A 22482-nucleotide genomic window follows, 5' to 3' on the forward strand; every position below is an offset into this window, starting at 1 on the left:
GGGGCGACATGCTGGAACAATCGCGCGTCCGCGCTGGCCATTGGGAAGGCATCTGGGCGGGAGCCGAGGCGCCCGATCTTCAGGTCTCGCATCTCGAAAAAGACCTGCCCGATCTGAGCGCCGAGAAGATGGAAAACGGCAAGTGGAAGCTGCGCCTGCCGATCCCGCCGGAGTTGTTGTCAGACGGCGTGCAGACCTTCTTGATCCGCATGGATGAGGAAACGTTGACCCATTTCACCATCGTCACCGGGGTGCCGCTGGAAGATGATCTTCGCGCAGAGATTGACCTGTTGCGCGCCGAGCTTGATATGCTCAAACGCGCCTTCCGCCGCCATTGCGTGGAAACCGGGGCTTAAGCGATTAGCCTTTCGCCGTTTTGCCCGGTGATGCGCAGGCGCATCAGCGTGCCTTCGGGCATGTCGCGATCAAAGCTGACCTCGGTGAAAAACTCCGTCCGGCCCAAACGCGGCCCTTCGGTGAGAATTTCGCGTTCTTGCCCAACTTCCGCTTCTAGGTGACGCAAAAGCGCCGCCTGCCCCGCCGCGCGCAGCCGCGCCGCGCGGTCTTTGATATCCGGCCCCGCCACACGCGGCATGCGCGCGGCCGGCGTGCCTTTGCGGGCGGAATACGGGAAGACATGCAAGAAGGTCAGCCCACAATCCTCGACCAGGCGCAGCGAGTTTTGGAACATCTCTTCCGTCTCGGTCGGGAAGCCTGCAATGATATCGGCCCCAAAGACGATGCCGGGGCGCAGCTTGCGCGCCTCTTCACAAAAGGCAATCGCATCATCGCGCAGATGGCGGCGTTTCATCCGCTTCAGAATCATATCATCGCCATGCTGCAAGCTCAGATGCAGATGCGGCATCAAGCGCGGCTCGGTGGCGATGGCGAGCATCAGGTTTTCATCCGCCTCGATACTGTCGATCGAGGAAATCCGCAGCCGGGCAAGATCGGGCACCAGTTTGAGGATGCGCATCACCAAATCGCCCAAACGCGGCGCGCCGGGCAGGTCTGCCCCCCAAGAGGTGAGATCCACCCCCGTCAGCACAACTTCATGGAAGCCCTTGTCCACAAGCCGCTTGATTTGCTCGACCACCACGCCCGCAGGGACCGAGCGCGAATTGCCCCGGCCATAGGGAATGATGCAGAAGGTGCAGCGGTGGTCGCAGCCATTTTGCACCTGCACATAGGCGCGGTGGCGGCCAAAGCCATCAATCAGATGCCCCGCCGTTTCCTTGACCGACAGAATATCATCGACCATCACCCGCTCGGTCTCGCCAATGAAATCGGCGCCTTTGGGGGCAAGTGCGGCCCAAGTCTCGGCCTGCATCTTCTCATGGTTGCCGATCACACGCGTCACCTCGGCCATTGCGGCAAAGGTCTCTGGTTCGGTCTGCGCAGCGCAGCCCGTAACAATGATCGGCACATCGGGATTTTCGCGCGCGAGCTTGCGAATCTCTTGCTTGGCTTTGCGCACCGCCTCGGCGGTGACGGCACAGGTGTTGACCACAACCGCCCCTTCGAGCCCCGCACCTGCGGCGAGTTCTTTCATCGCCTCCGTCTCATAGGCATTGAGACGGCAGCCAAGCGTGGCAAAAACGGGCGGCTTCATAGGCTGGCCAGAAATGCGGGCGCCAAAACGCCCTCAAACACCGTCGCGGTGGGGCCGGTCATCCAAACGCCATCGTCGCGCCAGTCAATTTCCAACTGCCCCCCATCAACATCAACGATCACTTTGCGGCCCGTGAGCCCCTTGAGATGCGCGGCAACGGCGGTGGCACAGGTGCCGGAGCCGCAAGCAAGCGTGATACCCGCGCCACGCTCCCAGACCCGCATCCGTAGGTGGTCCGGCCCGGTGAGCGAGGCAAATTCGACATTGGTGCGTTCGGGGAACAGCGGATGGTGCTCAACCTTCTGGCCCAGCGCCACCACATCCACAGCCTCGGCATCGGGCACAAAGAAAATGCAATGCGGGTTCCCCATCCCCACAGCGACAGGCTCGCCGGGCAGCGGCAAGGCCATCGGGTCGGCGGTGACGGGAATCGCCGCCGCGTCCAGAATCGGGTCGCCCATATTGACCGAAACGAGCCCGTCTTCCCGCCGACAGGCCGCCAACTGGCCGCGTTCGGTGAAGAGCGTGACCGAAGCTTTGCCCAGATCGCGCATCACAAGGTCTGACACACAGCGCGTGGCATTGCCGCAGGCGCCCGCCTTTGAACCATCGGAATTCCAAAATTCCAGCGTGAAATCTGCCCCTTCAGCGGGCAAGATCACCGCAAGCTGATCAAAGCCCACACCGCGGTGACGGTCCCCCAGCGCCCGCGCAAGCGCAGGCACAACAGGGTTTTCGCCCGTCCGGGCGTCGATGATCACAAAATCGTTGCCAAGGCCGTGCATCTTGAGAAAGCGAAGACCGGCGGGGGAGAGGGGCGCGTGTTCCATGCGCGCCCTCTACACCCGCGCCCGAGTTTTTTCCAGTGTTGCAATTTTTTCGCGCTTTGGGCCTTGACCCCCCCGGCACACCCCTTTAGAGACCCGCTCCAGTGATGGGCCGTTAGCTCAGTTGGTAGAGCAGCTGACTTTTAATCAGCGGGTCACAGGTTCGAATCCTGTACGGCTCACCATCACTCTCCTGACATCGAAAAAAGCACATCCCCCTTGGGGGCTGGACTTTTTTCTGTGCTACCCCATCTGAACGGTTCCCGAGGATGGAGGCCCTATGACACGCCGGTATGAAAAAACCGAAGAGGCGCTGGCGCGCCTGACGCCAGAGCAATTCTATGTCACGCAAGAAAGCGGCACCGAGCGCCCCTTTACGGGCGAATATTGGAATCGCACAGAACCGGGGCTTTATGTGGATATTGTCTCGGGTGAGCCGCTCTTTTCCTCGCGCGATAAGTTTGAAAGCGGTTGCGGCTGGCCCTCATTCACGCAGCCTGTCGAATCGGCCCATGTGACCGAGCATCAAGACCTGAGCCACGGGATGCGCCGGGTTGAGGTCCGCTCGACCCATGGCGACAGCCATCTGGGCCATGTCTTCCCCGATGGGCCGCGCGACCGGGGCGGGCTGCGCTACTGCATCAACTCCGCGAGCCTGCGCTTCATCCCCAAAGACCGGATGGAGGAAGAGGGCTACGGCGATTATCTGGCACTGCTGGAGGACTAAGATGGAAAAAGCGATTCTGGCCGGGGGCTGCTTTTGGGGCATGCAGGATTTGATCCGCAAACTGCCCGGCGTGAGCGCCACGCGCGTGGGCTATTCGGGGGGTGATGTCGCCAACGCCACCTATCGCAACCACGGCACCCATGCCGAAGCGATTGAGATTGCCTTTGACCCGGCGGAGATCAGCTATCGGCGGCTGTTGGAGTTCTTCTTCCAGATCCATGACCCGACCACGCTGAACCGGCAGGGCAATGATCACGGGCTGTCTTACCGCTCGGCGATCTATTTTCTGGATGAAGCGCAACAGCAAACCGCGCTAGACACGATTGCCGATGTGGATGCCTCTGGCCTTTGGCCCGGCAAGCTGGTGACCGAAGTTGCCCCGGCAGGCCCGTTTTGGGAGGCCGAGCCGGAGCATCAAGATTATCTTGAGCGGTTCCCACATGGCTACACCTGCCACCGCATCCGCCCCGATTGGGTCTTGCCCAAGCGTCAGGAATAAGACCGCACCAGCGCGCCCGACAAAAGCACCCAGCCGTTCGCCACGACAAAGAAGGCCAGCTTGAAGGGCAGCGCCACAACCGCGGGCGGCACCATCATCATGCCCATCGACATCAAGATCGCCGACACAACAAGGTCGATGATCAAGAAGGGCAGAAAGACAAGGAAGCCAATCTCAAAGGCACGGGTGATCTCTGACAGCATGAAAGAGGGCACCAGCATCGAAAGCGGCGCGGTGCGAATCTCGCCCTCAAAGGCCACGCCATCACGCAGGGCAGAAAGTTGGCTGAACGTGTCAGGGTCCACACGGCCCGCCATGAAGATGCGGAAGGGTTCCACCCCACGCTCAAAGGCGGTGATCATGTCGATGCTGCCCGCAATCAGCGGCTCGATCCCGGCTTGGTAGCTGGCCATGAAGGTCGGCTCCATGATGTACCAGGTCAGGAACAACGCGAGACTGACGATAAGCATATTGGGCGGCGATTGCTGCAACCCCATCGCTTGGCGCAAGATCGACAGCACCGTGACGATGAAGGGAAAGCACGTGACCATGATCGCAATGCCCGGCGCGAGGCTGAGCAGCGTGATCCCGGCGATGAGCAGCAGCGAAGAATTGGTCAACGACCCCTCGCCGCCGAGGTCAATATTGATCGCCTGCGCGCCCGCAGGGAGCGTGCCGAGCAGAAAGACACCAACGATTAACGTTAATAGTCTGTAGTGACGGGCCATTTTCACAGCCCGTTTTGCAGATCAACGACTTCGGTGAGCCGCACAGCCAATTGGCCGTTCGAATCGCCTTCCATCTCGGTCAACTCGCCACGCGCGATCAGCTTGTCGCCCACATAAAGCTCGACCGGGTCTTCCACCCGACGATCCAACGGCAAGATCGAATCGCGTTTCATGCGCAGCAGGTCGCGCACAAGCGGACGCGCCTTGCCGACAGAAATGGTGATTTCGATCGGCACTTGCGAAAACGGGTTCGCGGTTTGGGGCATATCATCCATGAGCGGCCTCCTGCGGGTCTTGGTTGGCGCTGAAATAGGTTTCGATTGCGGCACCGATTGCGCCGATCACCCCGTCGAGGTCGATCCGCGTCTCTGTTTCGGCGAATTTCAGATACACCTGCCCCTCCCCCAAGGTGGGTTCGGCCTGAAAGATCAGGGGCAGGCTGGCACGATCGGCCATGACTTCTTCGATCATCGGCAGGCTGGCCGGGTTCGCCACAACGGCGATTGGCACGGTGGTCGCCTGCTCGGACAGGGGCTCAAGCTGCTCCACCACCATATGCGCGAGCGTTTGGCGCGCCATTTCGGGCAGCATCTTGGTCGCGATGCCCATCAACAGCGGGCGTAATGCAGCCAGAATTTGCTGGCGGGCCTCGTGATAGGTGAAGGACAGTTCCTGCAAGTTCTGGCCGAGTTCCGCGCGCAGCTTTGCCCCTTCGGCCGCTTGCGCGGCCACGGCATCATCCCAACCCGCCGTGTAGCCTTTTTCGAAAGCGGCAAGCCGTTCTTCCTCAAAGGCACGCGGGTCGATCTCGATCTGCGGCTCTTGCGGCGCGGTCTCGACCTCGAAGGATTCAAGTTGGATACCGCGACGCGTCATGCGCGTTCCTCCGCCTCGTTCATCCAAGCCCGCAGAATCTCAACCGATTCGGCCTGACGCTCCTCGATCAGTTTCTTGAGCCGTGCGACCGGATCGGCGTTGTCACTATCGCCACCGAAGCCGCCGCCGAAGTCGCCCATCGCCATACTCATCGGCATGTCGCCAAGATCGAAGTCGGACACCACGGCCATGTTACCAATCGGCATATCATCCTCCGCAATCTCACCCGTCAGAGCAGGCGTTCCATCAGAGCTCGGGATGCCTTCGGCGCCGATCATACCACCGGGCAGTTCGCCCAGTTCAGCCTCAGCCGCTGCGGCAGCCCGCTGCGCCAAGATCGGACGCATCACAAAGAGACCCAGCACCAGCGCCACAATCGCGGCCACAGCAATCTTGATCAGCTGCATCACATCCAAAGGAGAGGAGGCAAACATGCTGGCACTGGCTTCGGTGCCCAGATCGGTGATCGGCTCAAAGGCCATCGACCGAATGGTGATCACGTCGCCGCGCGTTTCATCAAAGCCAACGGCCGAGGCCACCAGTTCTTTCAACGCCGAGAGTTCTTCATCCGAGCGCGGCACGACCGCCGCAACACCATTGGCATCGGTGCCTTCGACCCCATCCACCAGAACGGCAACGGTCAGCCGCTTGATGTCGCCCGGGGTACGCAGCACCTCGCGGGTGGTTTCAGAAACTTCGTAATTGGTGCGCTCACGCGATTCGCTCGATTGGCTTTGCGATTTTCCACCATTGCCCGCATCCCCCGCCGGGAGGTTGGACGCCACGGTCACCGCCCCCGGTTTGGTATCGTCGGATTTATCCGAGCGCGCCTCCACATCGGTCGAAATCGGAACCCGGCTCCCCGGATCAATCAGTCGTTCGGTGATCGCTTCGCGTTCGGTCACGGTCTGGACGGAAACTTCGACCACCGCATTGCCATATCCCACGCGCGCCTCAAGCAGCCGTTCAACATTCTTGCGCAGCTCTTCCGCACGATCGCCCGCCACTTGCCCGGTGACTTCATCGCCGGTCGCAATCAGCCCCGAGACACTGTCGATGATCGAGACATCATCAGGCGACATGCCCTGAACCGCAGAAGACACAAGGAATTTCAACGCTTTCGCATGGGTGGGCGAAAGCCCGCCCGAGGCCGTTACCACGGTAACGGAAGCGCTGGCATGGGTATCGCGGCGGAAAGATTGCGCGGCAGGCGCCGCAATATGCACGCGCGCTTGGCGAATCATTGGGTTCGAAACGATGGTCCGGGCCAATTCGCCCTCTTTCGCGCGCCAATAGGCAGCGTCGAACATTTGCGAGGTTGTGCCGAAGCCCGAAAGCGAATCGAGCAATTCGTAGCCCGCGCCCCCGGTTGCCGGAAGACCTTCGCCCGCAAGCGACATCCGCAGCTCATCACGCCGCGTCGATTCTACGTAAATCGAATCGCCACGCACTTGGTAAAGCACGCCGCGCGCTTCCAGCGCGGTCACGACCTCACCTGCGCGCGGCCCCTCGAGCCCCGCATACAAAAGCGCCATGTCAGGCTTCGAGGCAAAGCTCGAAAGCGCCAATACAGCTGCAAACATGAGAACTGTCGCACCAATTACGACCGCACGCTTTAGCGTGTCTAATCCCTGCCAAAGGGCCAAGAGTTGTTGCAAGACGCACCTCCTTCGAGCGGGCTTCTGCCCCGTCGTCGAAAGCATCTTTCTCCGATCGCCCTTAACAATCGGTTAGTGGGTGCCGGTCTATATCGGGGAAGAACGAAGAAATCGGGATACCGCCATGGCCGAGCCAGAAGCTGAAGGCGAAGAAGCGCCAAAGAAGAAATCTAAGCTGCCGCTGATCATTGGATTGGTGCTGATGCTCGTCTTGGGCGGCGGCGCATTCTTTGCCATTTACTCCGGGATGATTCTTGCCGCGCCCCCTGCAGAGGGCGCGGCGGCGCATGAACCCGAACCTGAACCCGAGCCGCTGCCGGAGATCGCCTTTGTGGCGCTGGATCCGATGGTGATCTCGCTGCCGGGTGGTGGCAGCCGCCACCTCCGCTTTACCGCGCAACTTGAAGTGCCGCTCAACTACCAAAAGGAAGTCGAGCTGGTGAAACCGCGGGTGCTTGATGTGCTCAACGGCTTCTTGCGTGCGGTTGAGGTGAAGGATCTCGAAGACCCTTCTTCGCTAATGCGTCTGCGCGCGCAAATGCTGCGCCGGGTGCTTGTTGTTGTGGGCGAGGGCAAGGTCAACGACCTGCTCGTGATCGAATTCGTGCTGAACTAGGAGAGGCAGATGTTGCAGTATACCGCCGATATTCTCATGGGTCTGGGCGCGCTGGGTGCGACCATCTACTGCATGGTTCTGGCCCGCCGTCTGAAACGCTTCAACCAGCTGGAAAACGGCATGGGCGGCGCAATCGCCGTGCTGTCGGCGCAGGTTGATGACATGACCAAGGCGCTGAACCGGGCGCAAGCCACTTCGGCCAGCTCGGCCGAGCAGCTTCGCACGGTGACCGAACGCGCCGAACAAGCGACGCAACGGCTTGAACTGTTGCTTGCCACAATGAACCAAACCCCGGCCCCCGCCGCGGCAGCCCCCGCGCCGCCGCCCGCACCGGAACCCGCCGCGGATGCGCGCCGTCACCAACGCGTGTTGCGCCGCCGGCTGCGTCCGTCGGATCTGGAGGCCGCGGAATGAAACCCGCCAAAGCAGCCAAACAACCGACCAAAGCACCGGCGAAGAAAAAGTCGCGCAAACGGTTCGGACGCGGCAGCTTGATGCTAATCGCGAGCTTGTTTGCCGTCTCGGGGGCGATTCGTTTTGGCACCGGGATCGCAGAAGCTTTCGCGACCGGCACCGGGGCGCATGACGCACCGCAAGAAACTGCGGGCGATTGCGTTTCCGAGCCCGGCGTCATGCTGATGCTCAAGGAAGTGCAAGCGCGCGAGAAAAAACTAGGCGAGCGCGAACAACTTCTGACGGATCGGTCGCAAGCCATCACTTTGGCCGAGCGGCGAATCGAAGAACGGCTGGCCTCGCTGGTTGAGGCGGAGCGCAACCTTGCGCAAACCGTGACCATGGCCGACGAAGCCGCCGATGAAGACGTGGCGCGGCTTGTCACCGTCTATGAGAGCATGAAACCGAAAGAAGCGGCCCCGCTCTTTGCGGCGATGGCCCCGGACTTCGCCGCTGGCTTCCTTGCGCGGATGCGCCCGGATGCTTCCGCGGCAGTGATGGCGGCGCTCGAACCTCAGGTTGCCTATTCGATCTCGGTGATCATGGCCGGGCGTAATGCGGGCGCACCGCAGGAATAACCTTGCAGAGCATTTGTTAAGCCAAATCTGGCACAGTCGCTCCGTATGAATGGAGAACGGACATGATCGGCATTATCGGGATCGTCGTCATCTTTGGCATGGTCTTCGGCGGCTACGTGGCTGCCGGGGGCAAGATGGGGATCATTCTGAAATCACTGCCCTTTGAGATGATTATGATCGGTGGCGCTGCGGTGGGGGCCTTCTTGCTCTCGAATGACGGGGCCTCGGTCAAACATACGCTCAAGGATGTGGGAAAGGTGTTCAAGGGCCCGAAATGGAAGCCCGGGGACTACCGCGACCTTCTGTGCCTGCTGTTTGAACTGATCCGACTCGCCCGGCAAAACCCGGTCGCGATCGAAGAACATATCGAGGATGCAGAAAATTCCTCGATTTTCGGGAAATACCCGAAAATTGTACATGACCACGAAGCGGTGGAATTGATCTGCGATACGATGCGCTCGGCCTCGATGAACTATGACGACCCCCACCAGGTCGAAGAGGTGCTCGAAAAGCAGCTCGAGGCAAACTATCACCACGCCATGCACTCAAGCCACGCGATGCAATCGGTGGCGGATGCTATGCCCGCGCTTGGGATCGTGGCCGCCGTGCTCGGCGTGATTAAAACCATGGGCTCGATCGACCAGCCGCCCGAAATTCTGGGCAAAATGATCGGCGGCGCGCTTGTGGGGACGTTCTTGGGCGTGTTCCTCGCCTATGGGTTCATCGGCCCCTTCGCGGTACGCATCAAAGCCGTGGTCGATGAAGACGCCAATTTCTACAAGCTGATCCGTGAAGTGCTGGTGGCCAACCTGCACAACCACGCCACCAACATCTGCATCGAAGTCGGCCGTCAGAACACGCCGCATCACATCCGGCCCAGTTTCTCGGAACTCGAAGAGGCGCTCAAGGCGGTGAAATCGGAGGCGGCATGAGGTTCTTCGCCCTCGTCCTCACCGGGCTGCTGGTTTTGGCCAGCCCGGTTGCGGCGCAACAGATTGACGTGCGCTCTGGCGAACACGCCGATTTCTCCCGGCTGGTCTTCATGTTCCCGCCCGGCACCGACTGGAGCACGGAGCGTGTGGAGGGGGGCTATAAGCTCACCGCGCCGCCGCGCACCCGCTTCAACCTTGCCAATGTGTTTCGGCTGATCCCGAAAACCCGGATTCAGGCAATTTCCGCCGATATTGATGCGCGCTCGGTCTTTATTGAAACCGCGCCGGATGTGCATCTTGAAGTCTTCCAATTGCCGATTGGCGCGGTGGTGGTCGACATCGCCGATGGGGCCGAGCCTGAACCGTTCGAGCCCGGCACCCCCAAGCCGCAGATAACAGCACCGGATCATTCCTACCGCCCGGCTCCAAAGCTTGGCTATCTGGATCTTTATTGGTCCGATAAACCGACTCAAATGCGGCCCGAAGCGCAACCTGCCCCGCCGCCCGCCCCAAAGCCCGCACCGCAACCCGGTGAAGCAACGGAAAACGTTGCCTTCCCCGATGGGCGGATCAGCGCGGCTGAGATTGCTTTGATTGACGAATTGGGGCGCGCTGCATCGCAGGGTCTGATCACCATGCAGATGCCCAAGCATCCAGTGGCAGACCCGCATCAGACAGATGGGCATGAAGCGGGAGGGCATGACATGCCCACAACTGAACCCGCGCATGATACCCCGACAGAGGGCCATGATACCGAAGGCCATCCCGGCAGGGATGAATCACATCTTGCCTTGCAAGCAGAAACCGTGATCGACCGGGATTCCTCGGCGCATTTCGCACCGGGGCGGCTGGCAGATTCGGGTCACAGCTGCCCGCGCGATGCCGACTTTGATCTGCAATCTTGGCTGACCGAGGAAGCCCCTTCGGTACAGATCGCACATGCCCGACGCGATCTTTTGGCAGAATTCGACAAGCCGCGGCTACGCGCGGTCGAACATCTGGCAAAGGTCTATATCGCGCTCGGCCTCGGCACCGAAGCAAAGGCCCTGTTCAAATCCTTCGGGCTGGAAGAAGAGGCCAATCCCGCGCTGACCATTTTGGCAGATGTGGTCGATGGCAACACCCCCGACCCCTATCCCGCATTCAAAGCTTTCACCGCCTGTGACAGCCGCGTTGCGCTTTGGGCGCTCGTTGCGCAACCCGAACCGCCGCAGCGGGAAACCGTGAATTTTGGTGCCGTTCTGCGCGCCTATTCGGCCCTGCCCCCGCCGATTCGGAACCTCATTGGCCCAAAACTCAGTGACCGTTTGATCGAAGTTGGCGCGGCAGATGTTGCGCAAACCGTGCGTTCGATGCTGGCGCGCGCGCCAGCGGAACATCGCAGTTCGCTCGAATATATGGATGCGCGAATTGATCTGTCTGAAGGGCGGGTCGAAGACGCCACCGAACGGCTTGATAAAGTCGCCGAATCGCATTCCGAGATCGCCGCTGAAGCGCTGATTTTGTCGGTTGAGACCAAACTCTCGGAAGGGATCGCCATCCCCACGAATGAGGTCGAGAACGCGAGCGCCCTAGCCAAGCAGCTCGGCGGCAGCGACATGGGCGACAAGCTTACCCGGGTCGAGATTCTGGGCAACGCCTCAACCGCAAAATTCGACCCCGCTTTTGAGGCGCTCGAACGCTGGGAAGAGCCCCTCGATGAAACGCTGCGGCGCGATACCCAAAACGATTTGCTCGCCATGCTGGCGAAATTGCCCGACGAGCAGATGTTCATCGAAACCTTCTTCCGTTTCCGCCCGCAATGGAGCCCGGAAGAATTGGAACCCGGAGTGCAGATCGCGCTTTCGGAGCGGCTGTCGAAAAGCGGGTTCGATATTTCCTCACGGGCAGTTCTGTCACCGGCAACCCGGCGCAGTGAACCGGGTCGGTTGGCCATGGCACGTGCCGCCCTTGCGGGGCGCGATGCGGCGGCAGCCTATTCGCATCTGGTCGGGCTTCAAGGCGAAGAGGCAGCCCTTCTGCGCGGCGAGGCGCTTAGCCTTTTAGGCCAGCATCAAAACGCCGAGGCAGCCTTTGCCGAAGCGGGCGCGACCGAAGCGCGGCTGGAAGCCGCCTGGCGCGCAGGCAATTGGGACCAAGTGACCGATGGCGGTTCAGAGGCACAACGGCAGTTTCTTGAACTTTTCAGCGACACCGCCCCCCCGGCGCAAGACCGGGATGCAGCACCTTTGGGCCCGCTGGCCGCTGCACAAAAGCTGATCGCCCAAAGCGAGGCCGAACGCGCAGCCTTTGAAAAGCTGATGCAAGATATGAAGTAAGCCGCGCCTCCGCGCGCATAAAAAAGGGCCCGCTTGCGGGCCCTTTTTTCGTGTCTGTTGCGCTTTTCAGCCTGCGGCTTGAAGCGCCTGCGCCAAGCGGGTGAAGCTGCCCTGCACCGCATCGAGCGCGTCTTGGGCAATGAACCCATCCAGCGCGGGCCAAACCCGGATCGCAGAATCAATCAGCGGGTCGCTACCAGAGGTATAAAGCCCCGCCTGAATCATCATCTCGGCCCGGTCATAAGCCCCCAAGAGCTTGCGCGCCTTGGCGATCAACGCGTTTTCGGGCGGGGTCGCCGCATCGGGCAAAGACCGCGAAACCGAACGCAACAGGTCAATCGCCGGGAAGCGCCCCCGCTCGGCAATCGCCCGATCTAGCACCACGTGCCCATCAAGCGTCCCGCGCAAAATATCGGCCACAGGTTCCTCCATATCCGAGCCCGCGACCAGCACCGAAAAGACCGCCGTAATATCGCCCGTGCCCTCTAGGCCCGGGCCGGAGCGTTCCGCCAAAGACATGATCTGATGCGAGGTCGAGGGCGGATAGCCACGCAGGCTGGCGGGTTCGCCGCCCGCCAGTGCCACTTCGCGATGCGCCTCAGCAAAACGGGTGACGCTATCGGCCAGAAACAGCACATGCTTGCCTTGGTCACGGAAATGTTCGGCCACCGACATCGCCGCCCAACCACAGCGGCGGCGCACCAGCGGAGATTGGTCAGAGGTGGCAGCCACAATCACCGCGCGCGCCATGCCCTCGGGCCCCAGCGTCTTTTCAACGAATTCGCGCAGCTCGCGCCCGCGTTCGCCAATCAGCGCGATCACAACAACATCGGCTTCCACACCCTTGGCAAATTTCGCCAGCAGTGAGGATTTGCCAACGCCGGACCCGGCAAACAGGCCAATCCGTTGCCCACGCACCAGCGGCAAAAGCGTGTTGAAAACATCAAGCCCGGTTTCAACCCGACCGCCCAAGCGCCCACGCGCGGCAGCGGCAGGCGGCGTGGCGCGGACATTGCGGTCAACAGGGCCGCGCAAGAGCGGGCGGCCATCGAGCGGGCGGCCAAACGGGTCCACGATCCGACCCACCCAAGAATTATCAGGCGCAATACCGGCCTGACCGAGTAGTTCAACCCGGTCGCCAATCGCTACACCTTCCACGGCACCATCGGCCAAAAGCGTCACAGAGGTGCGCCGCAGCGAGATAACCTCGGCATCGAATCGCGCACCACCACGGGAATGGATCTGTGCGCGATCCCCTAGGGTCGCGCGCATCGTCAGGCCGCTGACTTCAATCGTGCCCTTGCCCACTTCGAAAACCCGGCCGACCGGATGCACCGCACCGACCTCGGCGATCTCCGCCTGCAACATCTCCAAGCCACCCAACGCCATTCTGGCCTCCATGGTTACCGAGCCGTATCGAGCTCGTCTTCTCGAAACTGTTTTTAAACGATTCTCCCTTAATCGTTGGTTGATAGCTCGGAGGAGAAACCCCGATGTTCGGTAAACTAGAAATGTTTCAGATGGCGCAAGGCATGGCCCGGCAGGCCGCGCTGCGCGAAAGTGCCATCGCCACAAATATCGCCAATGCCGATACGCCCGGCTACCAGGCGCGCGATGTTTCTGACTTTTCAGAAACCTATCGCAGTGAGCATGGCGAAGGGATGCGGGCCACACGATCCGGGCATCTTGGCGCGGATGGCGCGCATCGAGTCGAAGTCGCGCAGGTGCGTAACCCCGGCGCCAGTTCGCCCGATGGCAATGACGTCTCGCTTGAAGATGAGATGGTGAAAGCTGTCGAGGTTAAGCGCCAGCACGACCTTGCACTGGCGATCTACAAGTCTTCCCTCAACGTGCTGCGCGCCAGCCTTGGCCGGAGCTGACGATCATGGGCGACTTTTCCAATACCCTTTCCGTTTCCGCCTCGGGGCTCAAAGCGCAATCCATGCGCTTGCGCCACGTTTCGGAAAACATCGCGAACGTCGACACCCCCGGCTACCACCGCAAGGTGACCAGCTTCGAGGAAGTGGTGTCGCAAGACAACGGTGCCGCCGAGGTTCAACTCGGTCCCGTGCAACTCGACCCGAAGGAACTGGCCCGCATCTATGATCCGGGCAACCCGATGGCCGATGAGAACGGCTACTACGACGGCTCGAATGTCGATCTGGTGGTCGAAATCGCAGACGCGCGCGAAGCGCAACGCAGCTATGAGGCGAACCTCCGAATGTTCGATCAGACCCGGCAAATGTCGTCGGCTCTGCTTGATCTGCTGCGTCGTTGAAACCTGAAGGAGGTCCAGAATGGACATCAAATCTTCTGTTGCGACTCAGGGCTATGCACTGGCCCGATCCGCCGCGGCGCCGCAAGCCGGCAGCGGCAACTCCCAGAAAAGCACGCTTGGCAGCCTTGCCACGAGCTTCATGGAAACCATGCAAGAAAGCGAGCAAACGGCCAAAGCCGCAATGCTCGGCAGCGCCGATCCGCATGCCCTTGTGCAGGCGCTCGCACAAACCGAACTGGCGGTGGAAACCGCAGTGACGGTGCGCAACAAGGTCGTCGAGGCCTATCAGGAAATCCTGCGGATGCCGGTGTAACATGGAAGACCTCGTCTTCTTTGACACCATGCGCGAGGGACTGTGGGTCGCCGTGATGATCTCGGCGCCCATGCTGATCGTCGCGCTTGTGGCCGGGGTTTCCATCGGCCTGTTTCAAGCGCTGACCTCGGTGCAGGAAATGACGCTGACCTTCGTGCCGAAGGTCGGCGCCATGCTTGTGGTGTTCTGGGTCTCGATGTCCTTCATGTCGAAATCCTTGGTCGAGTTTTACACCGCCCGGATCATCCCCCTCATCATCGGAAGCTGAGCCATGGACAATTCGATCTACGCGGCCCTGTCGCGCCAATCGGGCCTGATGCGGGAAATGCAGGTGGTGGCCAACAACATGGCCAACATTACGACCACCGGCTTTCGGCGCGAAGGCGTGGTCTTTGCCGAATATGTCGATTCGCTTGATGGGCAAGAGCCGTCGCTCTCGATGGCCTATGCCCACGGCAAGCTGGTCGATTTCGAGCAGGGCCCCTTGGCAAATACCGGCAGCTCGCTCGATTTCGCGATCGAGGGTGAAGGCTTCTTCATGATCGAAACGCCCGAGGGCAACCAACTGACCCGTGCAGGCAGCTTTATGCGCTCACCGGCGGGCGAACTGGTCACCCCCGAAGGCTTCCGCGTGCTCGACAATGGCGGCTCGGCCATCTTCATCCCGGCCGATCAGGGCGAAATCGCAATGGCCGAAGATGGCACCATGTCCGTCAATGGCGCGCCGCTCGCCCAAATCGGGCTCTACCTGCCCGAAAACTCCACCACCATCAGCCTGCAAGCCGGCACCCGCTTTGCCGTGCCCGATGGCACCCTTGAGGCCGAGAATGCCCGCGTTTTGCAGGGCTTTGTCGAACAATCGAACGTCGATCCGGTGAAAGAAATCGCGCGGATGATCGAAGTGCAGCGGGCCTATGAGATGGGCCAGAACTTCCTCGACCGCGAGGACGAACGGATCCGTAGCGTCATCTCGACGCTCAAGTAAAGAATTAGGAGAGAGCCATGCGCGCCTTGCAGATCGCCGCCACCGGGATGAGCGCCCAGCAAATGCGGGTCGAGGTCATCTCGAACAACCTCGCCAACATGTCGACCACGGGCTACAACGCCCGGCGCGCCGAATTTGCCGATCTCATGTATCAGCAAGCCACCCGGCCCGGCACGGTCACGGCCAATGATGGCACCATTGTTCCCGCAGGCGTGCAGCTTGGTCTGGGCGTGCGCCCGACCGCGGTCAGCGTGAACCTTGCGCAAGGCTCACTTACCTCAACCGGCGGTGAGCTTGATCTGGCGATTGATGGCTATGGCTACCTTGAAGTGACCCTGCCCTCGGGCGTGTCGGGCTACACCCGCGATGGCGGGCTGAAACGCTCGGCCGATGGGCAAGTCGTCACCTCCGATGGCTATCCGCTGGTGCCCGGCATCACCATTCCCGATGATGCGCGCACCATCGCGATCAACGCCGATGGCGAGGTCTATGCCTATTTCACCAATCAGGTGCAGCCGCAGCTTCTGGGCCAAATCACGCTGGCCAGCTTTACCAACGAAAAGGGCCTCGAGGCGATTGGCTCGAACCTGTTTTTGGAAACCGAAGCCTCAGGCCCGCCCACCGTCTCTACCCCCGGCCTAGATGGGCTGGGCACGGTGCGCCAAGGCTATCTGGAAGAAAGCTCGGTCGATGCGGTGCGCGAAATCACCGAACTGATCAAAGCTCAGCGCGGCTATGAGATGAACGCCAAAGTCATCACCGCCGCCGATGAAATGCTGCAAGCCACCACGCAGGTGCGCTGATGAAACGAATCGCGCTTGCTCTTCTGGCCAGCTTCACCCTTGGCACAGTGGCCGAGGCGGGATCGGTCGTCGCTTTGCGCACCCTGCGCGCGCAAAGCGTCATTTCTCCCGAAGATGTCACCTTGGCGGAAGAGACTATTCCCGGCGCCATCGGCGATCTGGATCAGGTCATTGGCCTTGAAACCCGCGTGGCCATCTATCCCGGGCGCCCGATTCAAGCCGGGGATCTGACCCCGCCCGCGGTGGTCGAACGCAATCAGATGATCTCGCTCGCCTATCAACGCCGTGGGCTCAGTATCATGACCGAGGGGCGCACATTGGATCGCGGCGCCATCGGCGATTCGATCCGGGTGATGAACGTCACCTCCAAATCCACCGTTTTTGCCACGATCGGCGCCGATGGCGTCGCTTATGTCCAATCCCAATGAGAGCCTCGTTCATGCGCCCCCTGATGATTGCCCTCCTCGCCCTCTCGCTTGCCAACTGCGGGCGTATTGAGCAGGTCGGCAAAGCCCCAGAGTTCAACCCGGTGGAAGGCGGCAACGAATTTTTCGCCATGACCTCCACTCCCATGCCCGACAGCATCGAGGGCCAACCAGCGGCGAGTGAAGCCTCGCTCTGGTCGGGCAACCGTGGCTCGCTTTTGGGAGATCGGCGCGCCGCCAGCCGCGGCGACATTCTGACCGTGGTGATCGAAATTGACGACAGCGCCCAGATTTCAAACTCCACCGGGCGCAACCGCTCTAGCTCGGATACGATGGGCGTGCCGTCGATGATGGGCATTCCGCAGCGGCTTGATGCGCGCTTGCCCGAAGGGGCCACCACCGCCAACGCCTATGAAACCGGCTCTTCGTCCTCCTATTCGGGCGATGGCACGGTTGCGCGCAATGAAAAGCTGACGTTGCGCGTCGCCGCTACGGTGCTCGACCGCCTGCCCAATGGCGTGCTGCGCATTCAAGGCGTGCAAGAGGTGCGGGTGAACTTTGAGGTCCGCGAACTTGTCGTGACCGGCTTTGTCCGTCCCGAGGATGTCAGCCGCCAAAACGAAATCACTTATGACAAGATCGCCGGGGCACGCATTTCTTATGGCGGGCGCGGTCAGATCACCGATGTGCAGCAACCCCGCTATGGCCAACAAATCGCCGATATTCTGCTGCCGTTCTAAGGAGTCCGCCCGATGCTGATGAAAATCCTCCCCATCATCCTAGCCTTGATTGGCCTTCTGGGGGGCGGTGCGGCAGGCTATTTCCTGCGGCCGCCGCCACCCCCACCGGAAGAAGTCGCCACCGAAGGCGGAGGCGAGCATGGGGCAGGCGCCGATGCCGGACATGCGGCCCCGAAAGCCGACGCCCATGCCGCCGATACGCATGGCGAGGAAGGCGATGGGCACGAAGCCGAACCCACGACCGAATTCGTCAAGCTGAACAACCAATTCGTGGTGCCAGTGATCAACGGCGGCCAAGTCGCCTCGCTGGTGGTGCTGTCGCTGAGCTTGGAAGTGACACTGGGCAGTACCGAAAAGGTCTATGCCGCAGAACCGAAGATCCGCGATTCGCTTCTGCAAGTGCTGTTTGACCACGCCAATGCCGGCGGCTTCAACGGCGCTTTCACCGATACCGCCACAATGGCCGACTTGCGCCGCACCATGCTTGAAGCAGTCCGCATGGTGATCGGCGATGCCGCGCTGGGCGTGCTCGTCTCAGACATCGTGCGGCAAGATACGAAGTAAGATCCCGCGCCACGCAAAAGGAAAAGGCTGGAACCGTAACAGGTTCCAGCCTTTCCTGATTTCTGGTGCCGGTGAAGGGACTCGAACCCCCGACCCCATCATTACGAATTATCGACACTTAGATTTGCGCCGCTTTGTCAGACCGTGCTCAAGCTTGCGTGAAATGGTCAACATATTGATCTTCATAGCGTATTGTTCAGTGTGCGGAGTGGATCGAGTTTGCGAAGATATGCGTCGGCTTGTTCCGGCCTGGTTCCGCCGTGGTTCCGTGGATCGCAAGAACAGGATAACAGTTATGCCCAAGATCACCAAAACCGCCATCGATGCAATGTCTCCCGACGCCTCTCGCGAGACCTACCTTTGGGACAGTGCGCTCGCCGGATTCGGGGTCCGGATAATGCCCACTGGCAGGGCAAGTTTCATTCTCAAATATCGCACCCGCAGCGGAGCAGCCCGCAAAATGGTCATCGCCCGCGTCGGTACGGTCACTCCCGACGAAGCTCGTAAAGAAGCCATCAAGGCGCTGGCAGAAGTTGCCAAGGGTGGAGATCCGTCAAGCGATCGTAAGGCTGCGCGCAAGAACATGAAGCTGGCGGAACTGTCAGACCTATATGTCGCCGACATGAAAAACGGCTGGAAAGAGAACACTTATCTCGCCAACACTAGCCAGATTGAGACCCATATCAAGCCGCTCCTTGGGCAGCGTGACGCAGTCTCGATCAGCTATTCCGATGTGACTAAGATGCAGGCTGACATCGCTGCTGGGAAGACCGCCAAGAAACGCAAGGGACGCGGCGGCGTGACTACGGGAGGCAAGGGTGTGGCTAAGCGCCCGAAACAGCGCGATCTGCGGAAGCACTGCTCACGGCGTAAAGTCGCAGGTCAAGGCCACCGATATTGCGGCCCGGCATGAAAAGGGGCGTTAAGACGCCCCTTTTCTCAAACTTCAGTGCCGTTTGGCATGGCTCAGAGCCGCGGGCCGGTCCAGCCTTCGGCGAGTTTGCCCGCATAATCGAGCGCGGCAATCATATTGACGTGGTTCGCTTTGCCCGTGCCCGCAATGTCAAAAGCGGTGCCATGATCCACCGAGCAGCGGTCGATCGGAAGGCCAAGCGACACGTTCACCGCCGTATCAAAGGCGATCAGTTTGATCGGGATATGCCCTTGGTCGTGGTATTGCGCGATCACCAGATCGAAGGCCCCGTTATGGGCACGCACATAGCAAGTATCGGGCGGGATCGGGCCAACGACATTGATCCCCTCGGCTTGCGCCTGTTCCACGGCGGGCTGCAGGTAATCATCATCCTCGGTGCCAAAGAGGCCCCCTTCGCCGCAATGCGGGTTCACCCCGGCCACAGCGATGCGCCCATTATCTTGGCCCATCCGTTTGAAATGGGCGTGCCCCATGCGGATCGTTGCCAAAACACGTTCGGGCTTGGCGCGTTCAATCGCAGTGCGCAGCGAAACGTGGGTGGAGACATGCAGCACATTGAGCGTGGGCGAGGCGAGCAGCATGAACGAGGATTTCGCCTGCGTCAGATGCGCCAACATGCCGGTGTGGCCATCATAATGGTGGCCCGCCGCATTGAGCGCCGCTTTGTTGATCGGCGCGGTCACGATGCCCTTCGCCTCAGAGGCCATGCACAGTTTCACCGCATGGTCGATGTAGCGAAAGCTCGCTTCGCCACAAGCTTCTGACAGCACGCCAAATTCGCCCGGAAGACCCTCTACCGGGATATCAATCACCCGCAACGCGCCTGCCTTGTCGGTGTCTGACAGCGGAAGGTCCACGTCACAGACCTTGATCGCACGCGCGAGCGTATCGCTATCGCCAATCACCGCGTAACGGGCGCGGTCTTCAGGCGACAGCGCCGCCATAGCCCGGACTGTCACTTCGGCCCCGACGCCCGAGGGATCACCCATGGTGATGACTACCGGTGTCTCATTCATCGTCTCATTCCTTGTCATGTGACCGGGGCGCAGTGGCCGCGCCCCGAAGAAAGCTCAGGCCGCTTCGGCTTCCAAAAGACCGCGCGCGCGCAAAATCTCGCGGATCGCTTGGTCTTGGGCGGCATCGGGCAAAAGTGCGGGTTGGCGCGATTGCCCCACCGAGGCGTCGTTGATGTAAAGCGCGCGCTTCACCAGCGCGGGCGGGAAGCCAAGTGCGTAAAGGTCTTTGCGCAGACCGGCGAAGTTTTCCTGCGCCGCTTGCGCGGCCACCAGATCGCCCGCGTTAAAGCCGCGAATGATCGCCGCAAGCAGTTCAGGTGCCACATTGCCGAGCCCAGACACAACGCCAGTGCATCCCTCTTGCAGACCCCACAAAACAAGGTGATCGGGGGCGCAATAGACCTCAAACCCCTCCACTTCTTTTGCGACATCAAGATACTGCTTGATCGTTTCAGTCGAACCGCCGGAGTCTTTCACACCTTTGATATTGCCGTGACGGGCAAGCTTCAGGCAGGTTTCAGGCTCGATGTGGTTTTGCGTGCGCGCCGGGATATCATAAAGATACACAGGGGTGCTCAGGGCATCAGCGATGGTCGCGTAATGGCGCTCCAGCCCGTCTTGGGTGCAGGCGATGAAGTAAGGCGTGATCACCGCCGTGCCATGCAAGCCAAGCCCATCGACGGCGCGCGCAAGTTGCAGCGTTTCAAAAGTGGCGGGGCAGCCGACATTGGCAATCACCTTCACACGGCCCGCAACTTCGTCCACCACCTCTTCGATCAGGCGGATTTTCTCCCCCTGCGTCAGGGCAGAAAAATCGCCATTCGTGCCGCACACCATCAGGTCATTGCCTGCGGCCACTTGGCGGCGCACCTGCGCGCGCGTGGCCTGATAGTTGACCGTTTCATCGGCGTTGAAGCAGGTGACAACGGCGACATGGGCGTTCCGGGGCATTATTTCTCTCCGATCCGGGTTGCGGTCACGGCATCTGCCGGACCGAGGTAGAGGGTGGGTCGGAGCGCAAGGCTCCGACCCGGGGGACGTGCGAGAGGTGGCCGCAGGGAGGGCAAGCGGCTCACAGGGAGGCTCCCGCACAAATCATGATCTGCTGGCCGGTGAGGCTTTTCATCCCCGGCGAAAGCAGAAAACCAATGGTCGCCGCCACTTCACTGGGATCGACAAAGTTCCCCATCGGCGGCAGGTTCGGCGCAAGGCCCGCGCGCTCGGGCGCGTTGAGCATCGGCGTATCGGTGGCACCCGGTGCCACCACATTGACGCAAATCTGCGCGCCAATCAGTTCCTTGGCCCAAGAGCGCGCCATTGCCAAAAGAGCGGCTTTGCTAGCGGCATATTGGCTGCGTCCGGGCGAGCCTGCGGCGGTACGGCTGCCGATCAGCACGATCCGCCCGCCTTGCGGCAGTTGCGGGGCCATCCGCGCGACAATTTGCGTGGCCACATCAACATGCAGCCGCCACATCGCCCAACCATCTGCGCGCTCTAGCGTTTCAAGCGTGCCGGGCCGCAAGATGCCCGCCGCATGAACGATCGCATCCACTGGTCCCACCTGATCAAGCGCGGCATCTACGGCGTCTTCGGACACCAGATCCACCTCGACCCAGTGCAGGGCCGGGTCGCTGATGGCGGGGGCGCGGCGGCTTAGCCCGACCACCTCCCAGCCTTGAGAAAGCAGATATTTTGCCGCCGCTTCACCGATGCCGGAACTGACACCGGTTAGCAAAACGCGCCCCGGAAGGCGTGCGGGGGAACGTGAGGGATGGCTCATTTAGGCGGTCTCCTCTTGCAATTGGGCGACGGGGGTCAGCGCCCAGTGAAGTGCGCCAAGCCCGGCGATCTCGGCACTCAGGCTTTGGCCCGCATGGGCCAGATGCGCGCCCCCAAACGAGCCGGTGATGACGCGGTCGCCCTTGCGCAACCCGCGCCCCGCCTTGGCCAGCGCGTTGGCAAGCCAGATCATTGGATGCAGCGCCCCGCGCCCGCTCGGGTGCGGTAAAAAACCGTTCACAAGCGCGGTGCCGTCAATGCAAAGTCGCGCCTCGACCGGGGCCTCGTCTAAGAAAGGCGTCGGGTCCATGATGCGCGGGTCGGCCAACATCGCATGGTTGGTGAGGCTGTCTGCCCGCGCCAAAAGCGGATGGGCGGTGGTCAACTCCGGCACGCAGCGCGCGCCAAGCACCTCAACCCCAAGGAACGCCCCTTCAAGCGCATCAATCACTTCCGCGCGCGAAAAACCCTCTGGGCTTGGGACCTTGGTCAGGTCTTTTGCCAGCACAAAGCCGACCTCGACCTCAAACTTCAGACCGCGCGCAGGCACGGCAAGATTTTCGGGGGCGAGCAGAATATCACGGGCATGGATCGCCCCCCAAGCGCCCGGCCCATCGCCCACCCGTGCCACTTTGTAGCCGGTGACCGGGCCACGCGCCTGCGCGACCAGCCATTGAACCGCATCCGCCTCATTCTCAGAGGCCGGATAAAGCGCGTTTTCCAGATCGGTCAACTGGGTGCCATTGGCGCGCGCATTGCACAAAAGCGTTGCAAGGCGCGTCATATCCAAGGTGAGCATGGGAGGTCTTTCAGTCTTGTCG

29 protein-coding genes and 1 tRNA gene are annotated in these 22482 nt (G+C 61.1%); 19 read left to right on the forward strand and 11 right to left on the reverse strand.

Annotated features, from left to right (window positions below; all coding sequences use genetic code 11):
* The first annotated feature begins 8 nt into the window (after window positions 1-8).
* Entirely contained in the window at window positions 9-356 is a 348-nt protein-coding gene (locus CRO18_RS09660) for a hypothetical protein (RefSeq protein WP_076484435.1), read from the forward strand.
* On the opposite strand, the gene mtaB is transcribed toward CRO18_RS09660, so the two are convergent.
* Together mtaB and dapF are read right to left on the reverse strand one after the other, a co-directional pair.
* Entirely contained in the window at window positions 353-1612 is a 1260-nt protein-coding gene (gene mtaB / locus CRO18_RS09665) for a tRNA (N(6)-L-threonylcarbamoyladenosine(37)-C(2))-methylthiotransferase MtaB (RefSeq protein ID WP_076484434.1), read from the reverse strand. The genes CRO18_RS09660 and mtaB overlap by 4 nt on opposite strands.
* Window positions 1609-2442 carry a diaminopimelate epimerase gene (gene dapF / locus CRO18_RS09670; RefSeq protein ID WP_097081982.1) on the reverse strand — a complete coding sequence of 278 codons (834 nt, stop codon included), beginning with the start codon at window positions 2440-2442 and terminating at the stop codon, window positions 1609-1611. Before dapF ends, mtaB begins: the two co-directional genes overlap by 4 nt.
* 106 nt (window positions 2443-2548) lie before the next feature.
* On the opposite strand from dapF, the gene CRO18_RS09675 reads away from it, so the two are divergent.
* The 3 genes from CRO18_RS09675 (at window position 2549) to msrA (ending at window position 3665) form a co-directional block, all read left to right on the forward strand.
* Window positions 2549-2624, forward strand: a tRNA-Lys gene (locus CRO18_RS09675).
* Window positions 2625-2719: 95 nt separating this feature from the next.
* Complete coding sequence (gene msrB / locus CRO18_RS09680) at window positions 2720-3166, forward strand: peptide-methionine (R)-S-oxide reductase MsrB (protein WP_076484432.1); 447 nt, start codon at window positions 2720-2722, stop codon at window positions 3164-3166.
* Window position 3167: 1 nt separating this feature from the next.
* On the forward strand, window positions 3168-3665 hold the full coding sequence (gene msrA / locus CRO18_RS09685; RefSeq protein ID WP_097081983.1) for a peptide-methionine (S)-S-oxide reductase MsrA: 498 nt from the start codon (window positions 3168-3170) through the stop codon (window positions 3663-3665).
* Here msrA and fliP read toward each other — a convergent pair.
* Genes fliP through fliF form a run of 4 tightly spaced genes read right to left on the reverse strand, consistent with a single transcriptional unit; the run spans window position 3656 to window position 6972 of the window.
* On the reverse strand, window positions 3656-4393 hold the full coding sequence (gene fliP, locus CRO18_RS09690; protein WP_076484430.1) for a flagellar type III secretion system pore protein FliP: 738 nt from the start codon (window positions 4391-4393) through the stop codon (window positions 3656-3658). The two genes, msrA and fliP, sit on opposite strands and share 10 nt — an antisense overlap.
* Window positions 4394-4395: 2 nt before the next feature.
* Window positions 4396-4668 carry a FliM/FliN family flagellar motor C-terminal domain-containing protein gene (locus CRO18_RS09695; protein WP_076484429.1) on the reverse strand — a complete coding sequence of 91 codons (273 nt, stop codon included), beginning with the start codon at window positions 4666-4668 and terminating at the stop codon, window positions 4396-4398.
* Complete coding sequence (locus CRO18_RS09700; protein WP_076484428.1) at window positions 4661-5269, reverse strand: hypothetical protein; 609 nt, start codon at window positions 5267-5269, stop codon at window positions 4661-4663. Before CRO18_RS09700 ends, CRO18_RS09695 begins: the two co-directional genes overlap by 8 nt.
* Window positions 5266-6972: a flagellar basal-body MS-ring/collar protein FliF gene (gene fliF / locus CRO18_RS09705; protein ID WP_170952621.1), complete on the reverse strand. Its 1707-nt coding sequence runs from the start codon at window positions 6970-6972 to the stop codon at window positions 5266-5268. The genes CRO18_RS09700 and fliF overlap by 4 nt, the downstream gene beginning before the upstream one ends.
* Window positions 6973-7051: 79 nt before the next feature.
* Between fliF and fliL the strand changes: the two genes are divergently transcribed.
* From fliL to CRO18_RS09730, 5 genes are all read left to right on the forward strand, one after another.
* A complete protein-coding gene (gene fliL, locus CRO18_RS09710; RefSeq protein WP_097081985.1) occupies window positions 7052-7543 on the forward strand; it encodes a flagellar basal body-associated protein FliL in 492 nt (163 codons plus the stop codon).
* A 12-nt stretch (window positions 7544-7555) separates the two neighbouring features.
* Window positions 7556-7957, forward strand: coding sequence for a hypothetical protein (locus CRO18_RS09715; protein ID WP_076484536.1), 402 nt, complete (start codon window positions 7556-7558; stop codon window positions 7955-7957).
* Window positions 7954-8574: a MotE family protein gene (locus CRO18_RS09720; protein WP_249276034.1), complete on the forward strand. Its 621-nt coding sequence runs from the start codon at window positions 7954-7956 to the stop codon at window positions 8572-8574. The genes CRO18_RS09715 and CRO18_RS09720 overlap by 4 nt, the downstream gene beginning before the upstream one ends.
* A 62-nt stretch (window positions 8575-8636) precedes the next feature.
* Window positions 8637-9506, forward strand: coding sequence for a flagellar motor stator protein MotA (gene motA / locus CRO18_RS09725; RefSeq protein WP_076484424.1), 870 nt, complete (start codon window positions 8637-8639; stop codon window positions 9504-9506).
* A complete protein-coding gene (locus tag CRO18_RS09730; protein ID WP_097081986.1) occupies window positions 9503-11824 on the forward strand; it encodes a hypothetical protein in 2322 nt (773 codons plus the stop codon). Before motA ends, CRO18_RS09730 begins: the two co-directional genes overlap by 4 nt.
* Before the next feature lie 66 nt (window positions 11825-11890).
* Here the strand turns inward: CRO18_RS09730 and CRO18_RS09735 are convergent, their stop codons facing one another.
* Entirely contained in the window at window positions 11891-13213 is a 1323-nt protein-coding gene (locus CRO18_RS09735; RefSeq protein ID WP_097081987.1) for a FliI/YscN family ATPase, read from the reverse strand.
* Window positions 13214-13317: 104 nt separating this feature from the next.
* Between CRO18_RS09735 and CRO18_RS09740 the strand changes: the two genes are divergently transcribed.
* From CRO18_RS09740 to CRO18_RS18815, 10 genes are all read left to right on the forward strand, one after another.
* Window positions 13318-13704: a FlgB family protein gene (locus CRO18_RS09740; protein ID WP_076484421.1), complete on the forward strand. Its 387-nt coding sequence runs from the start codon at window positions 13318-13320 to the stop codon at window positions 13702-13704.
* A 5-nt stretch (window positions 13705-13709) separates the two neighbouring features.
* On the forward strand, window positions 13710-14102 hold the full coding sequence (flgC, locus tag CRO18_RS09745; protein WP_076484420.1) for a flagellar basal body rod protein FlgC: 393 nt from the start codon (window positions 13710-13712) through the stop codon (window positions 14100-14102).
* Window positions 14103-14121: 19 nt separating this feature from the next.
* Window positions 14122-14415, forward strand: coding sequence for a flagellar hook-basal body complex protein FliE (gene fliE / locus CRO18_RS09750; RefSeq protein WP_097081988.1), 294 nt, complete (start codon window positions 14122-14124; stop codon window positions 14413-14415).
* Between the two features lies 1 nt (window position 14416).
* On the forward strand, window positions 14417-14683 hold the full coding sequence (locus CRO18_RS09755; protein WP_076484418.1) for a flagellar biosynthetic protein FliQ: 267 nt from the start codon (window positions 14417-14419) through the stop codon (window positions 14681-14683).
* A 3-nt stretch (window positions 14684-14686) separates the two neighbouring features.
* Window positions 14687-15400 carry a flagellar hook-basal body complex protein gene (locus tag CRO18_RS09760; protein ID WP_076484417.1) on the forward strand — a complete coding sequence of 238 codons (714 nt, stop codon included), beginning with the start codon at window positions 14687-14689 and terminating at the stop codon, window positions 15398-15400.
* Between the two features lie 17 nt (window positions 15401-15417).
* Window positions 15418-16203 (forward strand): flagellar basal-body rod protein FlgG, encoded by a 786-nt coding sequence (flgG, locus tag CRO18_RS09765; protein ID WP_076484416.1) that lies wholly within the window; start codon window positions 15418-15420, stop codon window positions 16201-16203.
* Entirely contained in the window at window positions 16203-16631 is a 429-nt protein-coding gene (flgA, locus tag CRO18_RS09770; RefSeq protein ID WP_076484415.1) for a flagellar basal body P-ring formation chaperone FlgA, read from the forward strand. The genes flgG and flgA overlap by 1 nt, the downstream gene beginning before the upstream one ends.
* A gap of 11 nt (window positions 16632-16642) precedes the next feature.
* Complete coding sequence (gene flgH / locus CRO18_RS09775; protein ID WP_076484414.1) at window positions 16643-17368, forward strand: flagellar basal body L-ring protein FlgH; 726 nt, start codon at window positions 16643-16645, stop codon at window positions 17366-17368.
* A gap of 12 nt (window positions 17369-17380) precedes the next feature.
* Window positions 17381-17932 (forward strand): flagellar basal body-associated FliL family protein, encoded by a 552-nt coding sequence (locus CRO18_RS09780; protein ID WP_097081989.1) that lies wholly within the window; start codon window positions 17381-17383, stop codon window positions 17930-17932.
* 295 nt (window positions 17933-18227) lie between these two features.
* Window positions 18228-18845: an integrase arm-type DNA-binding domain-containing protein gene (locus CRO18_RS18815; RefSeq protein ID WP_170952622.1), complete on the forward strand. Its 618-nt coding sequence runs from the start codon at window positions 18228-18230 to the stop codon at window positions 18843-18845.
* Between the two features lie 53 nt (window positions 18846-18898).
* Here the strand turns inward: CRO18_RS18815 and pdxA are convergent, their stop codons facing one another.
* The 4 genes from pdxA to CRO18_RS09805 all read right to left on the reverse strand — a co-directional run bounded on the left by pdxA (window position 18899) and on the right by CRO18_RS09805 (window position 22460).
* Window positions 18899-19855 (reverse strand): 4-hydroxythreonine-4-phosphate dehydrogenase PdxA, encoded by a 957-nt coding sequence (gene pdxA / locus CRO18_RS09790; protein ID WP_249276035.1) that lies wholly within the window; start codon window positions 19853-19855, stop codon window positions 18899-18901.
* 81 nt (window positions 19856-19936) lie between these two features.
* A complete protein-coding gene (locus CRO18_RS09795) occupies window positions 19937-20833 on the reverse strand; it encodes a dihydrodipicolinate synthase family protein (protein ID WP_097081992.1) in 897 nt (298 codons plus the stop codon).
* A 121-nt stretch (window positions 20834-20954) separates the two neighbouring features.
* Window positions 20955-21662 carry an SDR family NAD(P)-dependent oxidoreductase gene (locus CRO18_RS09800; protein ID WP_097081993.1) on the reverse strand — a complete coding sequence of 236 codons (708 nt, stop codon included), beginning with the start codon at window positions 21660-21662 and terminating at the stop codon, window positions 20955-20957.
* On the reverse strand, window positions 21663-22460 hold the full coding sequence (locus CRO18_RS09805) for a fumarylacetoacetate hydrolase family protein (protein ID WP_097081994.1): 798 nt from the start codon (window positions 22458-22460) through the stop codon (window positions 21663-21665).
* Between the last annotated feature and the right edge of the window lie 22 nt (window positions 22461-22482).

It is taken from the genome of Rhodobacter sp. JA431, from assembly GCF_900217725.1.
Classification (GTDB): Bacteria; Pseudomonadota; Alphaproteobacteria; order Rhodobacterales; family Rhodobacteraceae; genus Rhodobacter; species Rhodobacter aestuarii.

What these genes read in the sequence shown, in the direction of transcription:
- CRO18_RS09660 (WP_076484435.1), top strand. Translation starts at nt 9, where the DNA reads ATGCTGGAACAATCGCGCGTCCGCGCTGGCCATTGGGAAGGCATCTGG.
- mtaB (WP_076484434.1), bottom strand. Translation starts at nt 1,612, where the DNA reads ATGAAGCCGCCCGTTTTTGCCACGCTTGGCTGCCGTCTCAATGCCTAT.
- dapF (WP_097081982.1), bottom strand. Translation starts at nt 2,442, where the DNA reads ATGGAACACGCGCCCCTCTCCCCCGCCGGTCTTCGCTTTCTCAAGATG.
- msrB (WP_076484432.1), top strand. Translation starts at nt 2,720, where the DNA reads ATGACACGCCGGTATGAAAAAACCGAAGAGGCGCTGGCGCGCCTGACG.
- msrA (WP_097081983.1), top strand. Translation starts at nt 3,168, where the DNA reads ATGGAAAAAGCGATTCTGGCCGGGGGCTGCTTTTGGGGCATGCAGGAT.
- fliP (WP_076484430.1), bottom strand. Translation starts at nt 4,393, where the DNA reads ATGGCCCGTCACTACAGACTATTAACGTTAATCGTTGGTGTCTTTCTG.
- CRO18_RS09695 (WP_076484429.1), bottom strand. Translation starts at nt 4,668, where the DNA reads ATGGATGATATGCCCCAAACCGCGAACCCGTTTTCGCAAGTGCCGATC.
- CRO18_RS09700 (WP_076484428.1), bottom strand. Translation starts at nt 5,269, where the DNA reads ATGACGCGTCGCGGTATCCAACTTGAATCCTTCGAGGTCGAGACCGCG.
- fliF (WP_170952621.1), bottom strand. Translation starts at nt 6,972, where the DNA reads ATGCTTTCGACGACGGGGCAGAAGCCCGCTCGAAGGAGGTGCGTCTTG.
- fliL (WP_097081985.1), top strand. Translation starts at nt 7,052, where the DNA reads ATGGCCGAGCCAGAAGCTGAAGGCGAAGAAGCGCCAAAGAAGAAATCT.
- CRO18_RS09720 (WP_249276034.1), top strand. Translation starts at nt 7,954, where the DNA reads ATGAAACCCGCCAAAGCAGCCAAACAACCGACCAAAGCACCGGCGAAG.
- motA (WP_076484424.1), top strand. Translation starts at nt 8,637, where the DNA reads ATGATCGGCATTATCGGGATCGTCGTCATCTTTGGCATGGTCTTCGGC.
- CRO18_RS09730 (WP_097081986.1), top strand. Translation starts at nt 9,503, where the DNA reads ATGAGGTTCTTCGCCCTCGTCCTCACCGGGCTGCTGGTTTTGGCCAGC.
- CRO18_RS09735 (WP_097081987.1), bottom strand. Translation starts at nt 13,213, where the DNA reads ATGGCGTTGGGTGGCTTGGAGATGTTGCAGGCGGAGATCGCCGAGGTC.
- CRO18_RS09740 (WP_076484421.1), top strand. Translation starts at nt 13,318, where the DNA reads ATGTTCGGTAAACTAGAAATGTTTCAGATGGCGCAAGGCATGGCCCGG.
- flgC (WP_076484420.1), top strand. Translation starts at nt 13,710, where the DNA reads ATGGGCGACTTTTCCAATACCCTTTCCGTTTCCGCCTCGGGGCTCAAA.
- fliE (WP_097081988.1), top strand. Translation starts at nt 14,122, where the DNA reads ATGGACATCAAATCTTCTGTTGCGACTCAGGGCTATGCACTGGCCCGA.
- CRO18_RS09755 (WP_076484418.1), top strand. Translation starts at nt 14,417, where the DNA reads ATGGAAGACCTCGTCTTCTTTGACACCATGCGCGAGGGACTGTGGGTC.
- CRO18_RS09760 (WP_076484417.1), top strand. Translation starts at nt 14,687, where the DNA reads ATGGACAATTCGATCTACGCGGCCCTGTCGCGCCAATCGGGCCTGATG.
- flgG (WP_076484416.1), top strand. Translation starts at nt 15,418, where the DNA reads ATGCGCGCCTTGCAGATCGCCGCCACCGGGATGAGCGCCCAGCAAATG.
- flgA (WP_076484415.1), top strand. Translation starts at nt 16,203, where the DNA reads ATGAAACGAATCGCGCTTGCTCTTCTGGCCAGCTTCACCCTTGGCACA.
- flgH (WP_076484414.1), top strand. Translation starts at nt 16,643, where the DNA reads ATGCGCCCCCTGATGATTGCCCTCCTCGCCCTCTCGCTTGCCAACTGC.
- CRO18_RS09780 (WP_097081989.1), top strand. Translation starts at nt 17,381, where the DNA reads ATGCTGATGAAAATCCTCCCCATCATCCTAGCCTTGATTGGCCTTCTG.
- CRO18_RS18815 (WP_170952622.1), top strand. Translation starts at nt 18,228, where the DNA reads ATGCCCAAGATCACCAAAACCGCCATCGATGCAATGTCTCCCGACGCC.
- pdxA (WP_249276035.1), bottom strand. Translation starts at nt 19,855, where the DNA reads ATGGGTGATCCCTCGGGCGTCGGGGCCGAAGTGACAGTCCGGGCTATG.
- CRO18_RS09795 (WP_097081992.1), bottom strand. Translation starts at nt 20,833, where the DNA reads ATGCCCCGGAACGCCCATGTCGCCGTTGTCACCTGCTTCAACGCCGAT.
- CRO18_RS09800 (WP_097081993.1), bottom strand. Translation starts at nt 21,662, where the DNA reads ATGAGCCATCCCTCACGTTCCCCCGCACGCCTTCCGGGGCGCGTTTTG.
- CRO18_RS09805 (WP_097081994.1), bottom strand. Translation starts at nt 22,460, where the DNA reads ATGCTCACCTTGGATATGACGCGCCTTGCAACGCTTTTGTGCAATGCG.